Below are 11,590 nucleotides of genomic sequence, written 5' to 3'. Positions count from 1 at the left end.
GACGAACAATGGCAAAGGTCATCAAAGGCGGAACCGTCATCACGGCTGACCGCACCTTTAAAGCCGATGTTCTCATCGAAGGCGAAAAGATCGTTGCTGTCGGCGATGATCTCTCCGGCGATGAAGTGATCGATGCATCCGGCTGCTACATCATGCCCGGCGGCATCGACCCGCACACCCATTTGCAGATGCCCTTCATGGGCACCTATTCCTCCGACGATTTCGATACCGGCACTTCGGCCGCGCTTGCAGGCGGCACGACGATGGTGGTCGATTTCGTCCTTCCCGGCTCGGAAGGCAATCTTCTGGAGGCGCTGCAGGAATGGTTCCAGAAAGCGGGCAAGGCGCGCACCGATTATTCGTTCCACATGGCAATCACCGGCTGGAACGAGCGCACCTTCAATGAAATGGCCGAGGTGGTGAAGCGCGGCATCAACACTTTCAAGCATTTCATGGCCTATAAGGGCGCGCTGATGGTGAACGATGACGAGATGTTCGCCTCGTTCCAGCGTTGCGCAGAACTTGGCGCCATGCCGCTGGTCCACGCCGAAAACGGCGACATAGTCGCACAATTGCAGGCGAAGCTGCTGGCCGAAGGCAATGACGGACCGGAAGCGCACGCCTATTCCCGCCCGCCGGAAGTGGAAGGCGAAGCCACCAACCGCGCCATCATGATCGCCGATCAGGCAGGCGTGCCGCTTTATGTGGTGCATGTGTCCTGCGAGCAGAGCCACGAGGCGATCCGCCGCGCGCGCCAGAAAGGGATGCGGGTTTTCGGCGAGCCGCTGATCCAGCACCTGACGCTGGATGAAAGTGAATATCACAATCGCGACTGGGACTATGCGGCACGGCGCGTGATGTCGCCCCCCTTCCGCGACAAGGCCAATCAGGACAGCCTTTGGGCAGGCCTTGCGGCGGGAAGCCTGCAATGCGTTGCGACCGACCATTGCGCATTCACCACCGAACAGAAGCGCTACGGCATCGGCAATTTCACCAAGATTCCGAATGGAACGGGCGGTCTTGAAGAACGCATGCCGGTATTGTGGTCGCGCGGCGTGCGCACAGGGCGGCTCACGCCAAACGAATTCGTGGCCGTGACCTCCACCAACATTGCAAAAATCCTCAACATCTATCCGCAGAAGGGCGCGGTGCTGCCGGGCGCCGATGCCGATTTGGTCATATGGGACCCGGAAGCGACCAGGAAGGTGTCGGCCAGAACCCAGAAATCCTCCATCGATTACAACGTATTCGAGGGTTTCGAACTCAAGGGCCTGCCCGTAGTGACGCTCTCAAGAGGGCGCATTGCGTTCAAGGAGGGGCATGTTACGGCGGAGCCTGGCGACGGGCGCTTCATCGAGCGCGAGCCGAACGGCGCGGTCAACCGCGCGCTGTCGCAATGGAAGGAAATCGTCGCCCCCCGCAAGGTGGAGCGCAGCGCCGAACACATGCCGATAGGGGTCTGATACGATGACCATGGCTCAGCTTCGGGAAGTGCATATGATGAATGTCAACAGCATGGCCCCGGAGCGGGGCCCGAAAGCAGACGGGACCGTTATCGACATCAACGATCTTTCGCTGGTGTTCGAGACCAATGACGGTCCGGTTCATGCGCTTTCGAATATCAACCTCGCAGTGGAGCGCGGCGAGTTCGTTTCCTTCATCGGACCTTCGGGCTGCGGCAAGACCACGCTGATGCGCGTGGTTGCCGATCTCGAACAGCCGACATCCGGTTCCGTCGCGGTCAATGGAAAGACGCCGGAACAGGCGCGTCTCGACCGCTCCTACGGCTATGTGTTTCAGGCGGCGGCACTGTTTCCATGGCGCACCATCGAGGACAATATAAGCCTGCCGCTCGAAATCATGGGCTTTTCGAGGGCGGAACGGCGCGAGCGGATCGAAAAGAACCTGGCGCTCGTCAATCTCTCGGGCTTCGGCAAGAAATATCCCTGGCAGCTTTCCGGCGGGATGCAGCAGCGTGCATCCATTGCGCGCGCGCTGTCCTTCGATCCCGACATGCTGCTGATGGACGAACCTTTCGGCGCGCTGGACGAAATCGTGCGCGACCATCTCAACGAACAGCTTCTGAAACTATGGGCCGCAACGCGCAAGACGGTGATCTTCGTCACACATTCAATCCCCGAGGCGGTCTTCCTCTCCACCAGGATTGTGGTCATGAGCCCGCGCCCCGGCAGGATACACGAAATCATCGATTGCGATCTGGGGCCCAACCGTCCGCTGGAAATCCGGGAATCGGAAGCCTTTCTCAAGATCGCCCATCGCGTTCGCGAAGGGCTTCGGCTGGGGCATATCCATGACTGAGGCCTCCTTTTTGCGCGACAAACTGATCCCGGTGACGACGATCCTTATCGTCATCATCGCACTCTGGTACGCGCTTGCGGTGTTTCTCAACGCGCCGTTCGAACGCGATCAGGCGGCGCGCGCGGGAACGGAAATTTCCTTCTCGACACTCGCTGCCAACACGATGCATCAGGATCGTCCGGTCCTGCCCGCACCGCATCAGGTGGCCGAGGAAATCTGGAAAAGCGTGTTTGGCGTCAAGCCCAGTTCCAAGCGCAGCCTCGTCTATCATGGCTGGGTGACGCTCTCCTCCACCCTGCTCGGCTTCGTCATGGGGTCGGCACTCGGCGTCCTGCTGGCAGTCGGCATCGTCCATTCGCGCACGCTCGACAAAAGCCTTATGCCGTGGATCATCACCTCGCAGACGATCCCCATACTCGCCATAGCGCCGATGGTCATCGTGGTCCTGAATGCCATCGGCATAGCGGGCCTGCTGCCGAAGGCGATCATATCGACCTATCTGTCCTTCTTCCCCGTCGCCGTCGGCATGGTGAAGGGATTGCGTTCGCCCGATGTGATGCATCTAGACCTCATGCGCACCTACAATGCCTCGCGCTCGCAGGTGTTCTGGAAACTGCGCTGGCCTGCGGCCATGCCGTTTCTGTTCACCTCCATGCAGATCGCGGTCGCGATCAGCCTTGTCGGCGCGATTGTCGGTGAGTTGCCAACCGGCGCGGTTGCAGGCCTCGGAGCGAGGCTTCTGGCAGGCTCCTACTATGGACAGACCGTGCAGATATGGGCCGCGCTCGTCGCAGCCGCATTGATGGCGGCTGTTCTCGTGGCGTTGATCGGCATCGCCGCGCAGATTGTGAACCGGCGCATGGGCGCGAAACCGGAAAGGGCCGCAGCATGATGACAGGCATTCTTTCCGTCTTGGCGCTTATCGCCGCTTCGTGGTTGCTCGTCGGCTGGGTGGCAAGCCTGAAAAGCCGAAATCCAGCGGGGCAGAGGCTCCTGGACATAGCGGTACCGGCGCTGTTCGGCATCGCGATGCTAGTGCTCTGGGAGGCGACGGTTCGGCTCTTCGCCATCCCTCAGGTTCTCCTGCCCGCGCCATCGGCCATATGGGCGCGCATCGCCGATTCAGTGCCGATCCTATGGGCAGATTTCAGGCAGACGTTTCTCAAGGCCGTCATCATCGGTTACGTGGCGGGCTGCGGCCTGGGCTTCGTGACGGCGATCATCGCCGACCGGGTTCCGTTTCTGCGCAAGGGCCTGCTGCCGCTTGGCAACCTGGCGGCAGCACTTCCCATCGTGGGCGTCGCGCCCATCATGGTGATGTGGTTCGGCTTCGACTGGCAGTCCAAGGCAGCCGTCGTCATCATCATGACGTTCTTCCCGATGCTCGTGAACACGGTCGCCGGTCTTGCCAGCACCGGATCGATGGAACGCGACCTGATGGAAACCTATGGCTCCGGCTATTGGCAGACGCTGGTGAAGCTGCGCCTGCCAGCCGCCATGCCCTTCATCTTCAACGCGCTCAAGATCAATTCCACCCTTGCGCTGATCGGCGCCATCGTGGCCGAATTCTTCGGCACGCCCATCGTCGGCATGGGCTTCCGCATCTCGGCCGAGATCGGACGCATGAATGTGGATATGGTCTGGGCCGAAATCTTCGTCGCCGCGCTTGCCGGATCTCTCTCCTACGGGCTGATCGCGCTGATCGAGCGACGCATGACATTCTGGCACCCTTCATACAGGAGGACCTAAGCCCGAATATTTGGCATCTGCAAAAATAAGGCAGACCAAAGCGCATTCAGAAAAGTGGAAACCGGTTTTCGGAATACGCCTGATAAAAAGAACCAGAGGAGAACGGAAATGAAAAAGGCAATTTCTTTATGCCTTGGGACTGCGGGGCTGGCGCTCGCTCTTTTGAGCAGTTCGGCAATGGCTGCCGACAAGCTGACCTTGCAGCTCAAATGGGTCACGCAGGGTCAATTCGCCGGTTACTATGTGGCGAAGGACAAGGGCTATTACGAGGAAGAGAACCTCGACGTCGATATCAAGCCGGGTGGACCTGATGTGGCCCCGCCGCAAGTGATAGCCGGCGGCGGTGCAGATGTCGTGGTCGACTGGATGCCGTCGGCGCTTGCGACCCGCGAGAAAGGCGTGCCGCTGGTGAACATCGCCCAGCCGTTCAAGAAATCCGGCATGATGCTGACCTGCCGCAAGGACACCAACATCACCAAGCCGGAAGACTTCAAGGGCCGCACGCTCGGCGTATGGTTCGGTGGCAACGAATATCCTTTCCTGTCCTGGATGAACCACCTGAAAATTCCCACTGAGGGCGGCAAGGATGGCGTGACCGTGCTGAAGCAGGGCTTCAACGTCGATCCGCTGATCCAGAAGCAGGCCGACTGCATTTCCACCATGACCTATAATGAATACTGGCAGGTGATCGATGCGGGGATTCCGGCAGACCAGCTCGTCGTGTTCCCCTATGAGGAACAGGGCGTGGCGACGCTGGAAGACGGGCTTTACGTGCTGGAAAAGAGCCTTGACGATCCGGCGATGGTCGACAAGCTGGCGCGCTTCGTTCGCGCTTCGATGAAAGGCTGGCAATATGCTTCCGAGCATCCGGACGAAGCCGCCGAGATCATTCTGGAGAACGACTCCTCCGGCGCGCAGAAACAGGAAGTTCAGGAACGCATGATCAAGGAAATCGGCAAGCTCATCGATGGCTCTGACGGCACGCTCGATGTGGCCGCCGCCGACCGCACTGTCGAAACACTTCTCGGCGGCGGTTCCGATCCCGTGATCACCAAGAAGCCTGAGGGTGCGTGGACCGCGAAAATCACCGATGCCATGAAAAAATAATTGCGCAGTCTCTGTGAAAAGAAAAACCCGGAAGCCTGCTTCCGGGTTTTTCATTGTCCGCTTTTCCGGACGCAAAACCGTTTCACATTTTTGCTGGAAATGCTCTAATCGATCTTTTTCTCCAGCGCCACCGCGCTGACCAACTCGCGTTCCAGCCGCGCTTCTTCCTCGGCCTTCGGCTGCGTAAAGCGTCCGAGCAGCAGATAGGCGACCGGCGTGACATAAAGGGTGGCGATCGTTGCCAGACCGAGACCACCCACGATGACCCAGCCGAGAGCCACGCGGGCTTCTGCACCGGCACCGCTCGCCAAAATCAGCGGCACACCGCCAAGAACAGCGCAGATCATCGTCATGCAGACAGGGCGGAGACGGATATTGGATGCTTCCTCGATTGCTTCGCGAACGCTCAAGCCCTTGTCACGCAACTGGTCCGCGAACTCGACGATCAGGATACCGTTCTTTGCCATGATGCCAACCAGAAGCACGAGGCCGATCTGGCTATAGACGTTCAGGCTTGTGCCGGTCAGCAGCATGGCGAAAACGGCACAACCCAGTCCCAGAGGAACGGTCGCCATCACAATCAACGCGCTTACAAAGCTTTCGAACTGTGCTGCCAGCACCAGAAGAATGATGATGATGGCAAAGCCGAACACCATGGCGAGGCCGCTTGAGGTTTCGCTGAGCGTCGAGGCTTCCGCCAGCGGAATGATATGGCTTCCCGGCGGCAGCAGGGGAGCCGCGATTTCCTGCGCGGTCTTATAGGCATCGCCCAATGCGAAATCGTCACGCAGGTTTGTCGTTATCGAGACGGAACGCTGGCGCGTTTCGCGATCAAGCTGTGGCGGAACCGCTTTCTCGACGACCGAAGCGATGGATGACATGGGCACATAGCGGCCGTCCGTCGTCTTCATGAATATGTTTTCAAGATCGGTTGGATCGTTGATCGGATTGGTCGTGGAAACGAGTTTCACATCGAAACTGCGATCCCCGACATAGACCGATCCTATCTTGCGGCCATCGAGTACCGATTGCACCGCATTGGCGAGGCCGGTAATGTCAATCCCCAGATCTGAGGCCCGCTCGCGATTGATCTCGACGGACAATTGCGGCTGGGTCGGTTCCACGGAAAGGCGCGGCTGTACGAAGCGCGGGTCCTTTTCCAGCGCAGCGACAACCGCCTGCGCCGCAGGCTGCAGCTTGGCATAGTCGCTGCCCACAATGGCGAACTGCAAGCCGTTGCCCGCGCCGCGAATACCAAGGCTGTTCGGCTGGGTGGTGAAGATGCGAACCGCCGTTATGCCCTTGATACGCTGGGTGATGTCAGCCATGATTTCCTGCTGGCTGCGCGCACGTTCTTTCCACGGCGCCAGCGTCAGGACCACAAAGCCGTTGTTGGCCGAACCGCCCGAACCGGCGATGGCGTAGGTGGTGGTGATTTCACCGCTGTCGCGCAGGGGCTGAATCGCCTCCTCGATCCGGTCGAGTTGCGATTGAAGGAACTCAACGCTGATGCCCTGAGGTCCGTTGATGCGAAGCAGCGCAACGGCACGATCTTCCGACGGCGTCAGTTCCTGACGGATCAGGCCATAGCCAACATAGGATGCACCCGCGAAAAGCAGAGCGACGAGCACAACCACAAAAGGCGCTGAAAGGCAGAGATGCAGCGTCTTTCGGTAAAAAGCAGCAAGTCCTCCACCGATCCGGCGCAGGAAAAGCGGGCCATGACCGCTCTCTTCGCCATTCCCTTCCTTGAGAAAGCGCGAGGCGAGCATCGGGCAAAGTGTCAGCGCGACCACCGACGACAGAAGAACGGCAATCGCCAGAACGAATCCGAATTCGCGAAACAGACCGCCCGCCTGCCCCGGCAGGAAGGAAATCGGCACGAACACCGCCGCAAGAGTGAGTGTGGTGGCGATAACCGCAAAAAAGACTTCCTGCGTGCCAAGCACCGCAGCCGCGCGCGGCCCCATACCCTGATTGCGCCGCCGGACAACATTTTCCAGCACCACAATGGCGTCATCGACCACGAGACCTGTGGCCAGCACCAGCGCCAGAAGGGTCAGGATATTGACCGAAAATCCCGCCAGATAGATGGCGGCTATTGTGCCGATGAGGGCGACGGGCATGGACAAGGCGGGAATGAGCGTCGCGCGGAAATCCCACAGGAACATGAAAATGATCGCAACAACGATGACAACCGAAGCGATCAGCGCGATTTCCACCTCATGGATTGCGCCATTGATGAAGTTCGCGTCGTCACTGGTAACCGCAATATTGACGCCCGCAGGCAAGGTCTTCTGCAGATTGGCAACCGCCGCACGAATGCCTTCCGAAATATCCAGCGTATTCGACTGTGCCTGTCGGACGATACCGAGACCGATCGCCGTCTTGCCGTTGGAACGAACTGCGGAGCTTTCGATATCCGGTCCAAGCGTAACGGTCGCGACATCGCGGATCTGCGTGCGTCCGTTGATGTAGACGTTCTCAAAATCCTCAGGCTTTTCCAGATTGGCCGTAGCGCGGACCACAATGGACTGATCGGCGCTGCGCAGCGAACCGGCAGGGGCATCCAGTCCCATGGAAGAAAGCGCACTGGTTATATCGGCAATGGTCAGGCCATAGCTTGCAAGGCGCGCCTGGTTGATATCAATCCGAAAAATCTTGTCGCGGTCGCCGTTGATCTGGACGTCCGCCACGCCCGGAACGGCCGACAGGATATCCTGTATCTGGTCTTCGACCAGCACGGTCATGTCGTCAACGGACATGGTGTCGGATGTAACCGCCAAACGCATCACCGCGTCGGCATTGGAGTCCGCCTTGATGATGCGCGAAGGGTCGGCCTCTTCCGGCACGTCATTGGCAACGCGGGAGATCGCATCCCGCATATCGGCTGCTGCAACGTTGAGGTCAACGCCGTCATTGAACTCAACCGTGACGCGGCTGCGCTCAAACGATGAGGTAGAGGAAATGGATTTCACGCCGGAAACGCGTGCCACCGCGTTTTCAAGAACCTGCGTCAACTGGCGGTCGATGGTTTCAGCGGACGCGCCCTTGAAATCCGTGCTGATTGTCACGACGGGCCGGTCGACGTCCGGCAGTTCGCGGATATCGACGCCTGTGAATGCCGCCAGACCGGCGACGACGATCAGAACATTGATAACGAATGCAAAGACCGGGCGGCGGATGAATAGCGCCGTCGATCCGCCTTTGCCGGATGAGGAATTGTGACCGGTCACGTTGTCATCCTCATCCTGCGGTCCGCTTTACCGAGGCGGGGTCAGCCAGTGCCGTACCCTGCTCGTCCTTCACGCGAACGGGCGCGTCGTCCCGCACGGTCTGAACGCCCTGTGTGACGATCATGTCGCCCTGCTTCACCGGACCGTCGATGAGGATATTGGTCGAGTTGCGTTGAACGATACGGGCACCGATCTTCTTGGCAACGCCGTCTTCAACGCGCCAGACATAGGAACCGTCGGCGCCCCACTGAATGGCCAGCGGGTCAACCGAAGGATAGCGGTCGCCCGGGAAGAGAACAGTGACGGAAAAAGACATGCCGGCGCGCAGACGATCCTGCGCATTGGGCACTTCTGCGCGAACATGCAATGTCCGGCTGGCTTCATCCAGCATGTTGTCGACTGCATTGATCTCGCCGCTGTAGGTCTCGCCGGGGAAAGCGGTCGATTCCGCAGTCAGAGGCTGGCCGACCTTGATCTGCGGCGCAAACCGTTCCGGCACCCAGATATCGATCAACACTTTCGACCGGTCATCGATGCGGCCGATGGATGTCTGTGCGGTAATGTAGTTACCCACATTGACAGGAAGGATGCCGACAATACCGGAAATCGGCGCACGGACCGTGCGGCGGCTCAAAGCAAGCTGCGCGTCCTGCAAGGCAAGCTGTGCATTGGCAACGGCCAGTTCCGTTTCGACCACCTGAACTTCTGTGGCAGTGTTCGTCGCCCGCAGCTTTGCGATACGCTGGCGGGTCGTCTGCGCATCCTTCAGTGCAGTTTCGGCTTTGGCGACGACGATCTTTTCCGTCTCTGCATCAAGCTCCGCGATCGGGTCGCCTTCCTTCACCTTGTCGCCGGCCTTGACGTAAAGTTTCGTCATGTAACCGCTGGAATAAGGGGTTATCGATACGGTGCTGAGGGCCCGGGCTGAACCAATAGCAGTCAGACGGTTGTTGATGGTTTCCTCGCCAGCCGCTTCAACGACAACCAGCGGCGCAGACCGCCCGCCCCCGTTTCGGGGCGTCTCGCCCCCAGTGGCGGCGGCTTTCACCTCGTCGGTCCTGCTCTTATATGCGTACCAGCTACCGATGGCGACTGCAGCGATCAGCAGGCACAAGGCAATCTGCTTCCAGGATTTCATTCAGCTCTCCGGCAAGGTTTACCGTCACCCCGACGGACCTCGTATTCAAAACCATTATGTCGGGCGCGGAAAATGCCAGCAAATAGTATCAGAATGATGATTGCCTTCACATTGCGCAAATCACGCATCCCATAAGGATACATAGATTTTTCCGGGTAAGATTTCGCACAGAGGCCCCGACCCGTCGAGTTAAATTTCGGTAATGCAACGCATGAAAGACCAGAGAAAGCGGCGCGTTTTTAACCGATTGAACAAAGGCTGTTGGATTTATCGACCGGCTCCATATATAGGAGGCTACCTTTATGAATTGCGTTTCGACGGCGGGCCGGTTCAGGCACCGCGGCAATTGGGCCGGTTCGCCTTGAATTGGAAGCAGGCTATGGCGGTTGTTGAAAAGACCACGGATATGGGCGCGCCTTCCCCTGAAGCGGCCTCTCAGACTGCGACCGTCGAGCGGCTCTCTCCAACACAGTTTAGAAGGCTGCCCTGGCGCAACCGGCTTTCCAACAAGCTGCTGCTCTTGACCGCCCTCGCGGTGCTGATCACCGAAGTTCTGATCTTCGTTCCATCCGTCGCCAATATGCGCGTGCGGTGGATGAGTTCCCGGCTCGATACCGTGGGCGCCGTCAGCGAGGTCCTGGCCGCAGGCGGCATGGACGTACCGCGCGACATTCAGGACAAGGTGCTTCTGGCTACCGGCACCAAGGCTATCGCCGTGCGCGAAGCCGGCGCGTCGCGCCTGCTGGCCATGTCGGAAGTTCCCGGTAAGATCGATCAGGTTATCGATCTTAACAATATCAGCGAGGCGGCGGCCATATGGGACGCCTTCGGCACATTGTTCAACGGCGGAGAGAGAACGCTGCGAATCTTTGGTTCGGTTTCATCGTCCGGTTCTCCGGAACGTGTCATCGAAATTGTAACCTCGGATGCGCCGCTTCGTCATGCCATGCTCGTCTATGCGCGCAACGTGACTTTCATATCCCTCATCATTTCCGTGATCGCGGCGAGCCTGATCTATCTGATCATTCATGAAATGCTGTTGCGACCGGTGCGTATCATGCATCGTAACATGATCGATTTCGCCTCATCTCCAGACAACCCTTCACTCATTCTCGTTCCTGAAAATCGCAAGGATGAATTCGGCGTCGCCCAGCGCCAGATATCCCATATCCAGAGCGATCTTCAACGAACGCTGAAGGAGCAGAAACATCTCGCCGATCTCGGCCTCGCCGTTTCCAAGATCAACCACGACATGCGCAACATTCTGGCTTCGGCGCAGCTGATGTCAGACAGGCTTGCCGATACCGAAGATCCGATGGTGCAGCGTTTCGCACCCAAGCTCATTCGCACGCTCAGCCGTGCGATCAGCTATTCCGAAAGCGTGATGGCCTATGGCCGTTCGCAGGAAGCGCCGCCGCGCCCGCGCCTTGTCCTGCTTCATGCAATTATCGCAGACGTGCAGGAAACGCTCAGCCTCAGTTCGGAAAGCAACATAGAGTTCGAAAACCTTGTCCCCGAAGACTTCGAGCTGAATGTCGATTCGGAACAGTTGTTCCGGGTGCTGAGCAATCTCTGCCGGAATTCAGTCCAGGCAATGGAGCGCGACCAGACCGATGATGGCGCAACGGTCAAGCGTCTCACAATTTCTGCCGGAAGAATTGGGACAACGGCAATCATCGGCGTCGAGGATACCGGTCCCGGCCTGCCGCAAAAGGCGCGCGAGAATCTTTTCACTGCTTTCCGTGGATCGACACGCAGCGACGGCACTGGCCTCGGACTTGCCATTGCGCAGGAACTGGTCCGCGCCCATGGCGGAACAATTGAGCTTCGAGAAGACCGGCCTGTTGGAGCGCATTTCGAGATTCGCATCCCCGATCTGCCGATGCGACGGGAGGATCGCAGCAACCAGCGCAGCGAAGAGAATGCGTAGACAATCTGCCGTTGCAGCGGCTCGGACCGAAAAGCCCGGAAATGCAAGGCCTGACAAGAAATCTTCACAGAACCGCATTTTTTTCTAAGAAGACGCTTGCATTTAGCGATT

At 58.8% G+C, this 11,590-nt stretch carries 8 protein-coding genes; 6 read left to right on the top strand and 2 right to left on the bottom strand.

Going from position 1 to position 11,590, the window contains the following annotated elements; all coding sequences use genetic code 11:
* Positions 1-8 precede the first annotated feature (8 nt).
* From hydA to J9800_RS11745, 5 genes are all read left to right on the top strand, one after another.
* The gene (gene hydA, locus J9800_RS11765) at positions 9-1,463 is read left to right on the top strand and encodes a dihydropyrimidinase (protein WP_114214171.1); all 1,455 of its coding nucleotides are present in this window, start codon (positions 9-11) and stop codon (positions 1,461-1,463) included.
* 37 nt (positions 1,464-1,500) lie between these two features.
* Positions 1,501-2,319 carry an ABC transporter ATP-binding protein gene (locus J9800_RS11760; RefSeq protein WP_114214618.1) on the top strand — a complete coding sequence of 273 codons (819 nt, stop codon included), beginning with the start codon at positions 1,501-1,503 and terminating at the stop codon, positions 2,317-2,319.
* Positions 2,312-3,211 (top strand): ABC transporter permease, encoded by a 900-nt coding sequence (locus tag J9800_RS11755; protein WP_114214172.1) that lies wholly within the window; start codon positions 2,312-2,314, stop codon positions 3,209-3,211. The genes J9800_RS11760 and J9800_RS11755 overlap by 8 nt, the downstream gene beginning before the upstream one ends.
* Positions 3,208-4,068 (top strand): ABC transporter permease, encoded by an 861-nt coding sequence (locus J9800_RS11750; protein ID WP_114214173.1) that lies wholly within the window; start codon positions 3,208-3,210, stop codon positions 4,066-4,068. Before J9800_RS11755 ends, J9800_RS11750 begins: the two co-directional genes overlap by 4 nt.
* 108 nt (positions 4,069-4,176) lie before the next feature.
* Positions 4,177-5,175: an ABC transporter substrate-binding protein gene (locus J9800_RS11745; RefSeq protein ID WP_114214174.1), complete on the top strand. Its 999-nt coding sequence runs from the start codon at positions 4,177-4,179 to the stop codon at positions 5,173-5,175.
* A 104-nt stretch (positions 5,176-5,279) separates the two neighbouring features.
* Here the strand turns inward: J9800_RS11745 and J9800_RS11740 are convergent, their stop codons facing one another.
* Positions 5,280-8,411, bottom strand: a complete 3,132-nt coding sequence (locus J9800_RS11740) for an efflux RND transporter permease subunit (RefSeq protein ID WP_114214175.1) — start codon at positions 8,409-8,411, stop codon at positions 5,280-5,282.
* A 10-nt stretch (positions 8,412-8,421) separates the two neighbouring features.
* Entirely contained in the window at positions 8,422-9,549 is a 1,128-nt protein-coding gene (locus J9800_RS11735) for an efflux RND transporter periplasmic adaptor subunit (RefSeq protein ID WP_114214176.1), read from the bottom strand.
* A 379-nt stretch (positions 9,550-9,928) separates the two neighbouring features.
* On the opposite strand from J9800_RS11735, the gene J9800_RS11730 reads away from it, so the two are divergent.
* Positions 9,929-11,479, top strand: coding sequence for a sensor histidine kinase (locus tag J9800_RS11730; protein ID WP_114214177.1), 1,551 nt, complete (start codon positions 9,929-9,931; stop codon positions 11,477-11,479).
* The last annotated feature ends 111 nt before the right edge of the window (positions 11,480-11,590 follow it).

It is taken from the genome of Ochrobactrum sp. AP1BH01-1 (genome assembly GCF_018066705.1).
Classification (GTDB): Bacteria; Pseudomonadota; Alphaproteobacteria; order Rhizobiales; family Rhizobiaceae; genus Brucella.
Note: the sequence above shows the minus strand (reverse complement) of the source record. Positions and strands in the feature narration are given on the sequence as shown.

Excerpts from the sequence above, each read along its gene's own strand:
- hydA (WP_114214171.1), top strand. The coding sequence starts at position 9 with ATGGCAAAGGTCATCAAAGGCGGAACCGTCATCACGGCTGACCGCACC.
- J9800_RS11760 (WP_114214618.1), top strand. The coding sequence starts at position 1,501 with ATGAATGTCAACAGCATGGCCCCGGAGCGGGGCCCGAAAGCAGACGGG.
- J9800_RS11755 (WP_114214172.1), top strand. The coding sequence starts at position 2,312 with ATGACTGAGGCCTCCTTTTTGCGCGACAAACTGATCCCGGTGACGACG.
- J9800_RS11750 (WP_114214173.1), top strand. The coding sequence starts at position 3,208 with ATGATGACAGGCATTCTTTCCGTCTTGGCGCTTATCGCCGCTTCGTGG.
- J9800_RS11745 (WP_114214174.1), top strand. The coding sequence starts at position 4,177 with ATGAAAAAGGCAATTTCTTTATGCCTTGGGACTGCGGGGCTGGCGCTC.
- J9800_RS11735 (WP_114214176.1), bottom strand. The coding sequence starts at position 9,549 with ATGAAATCCTGGAAGCAGATTGCCTTGTGCCTGCTGATCGCTGCAGTC.
- J9800_RS11730 (WP_114214177.1), top strand. The coding sequence starts at position 9,929 with ATGGCGGTTGTTGAAAAGACCACGGATATGGGCGCGCCTTCCCCTGAA.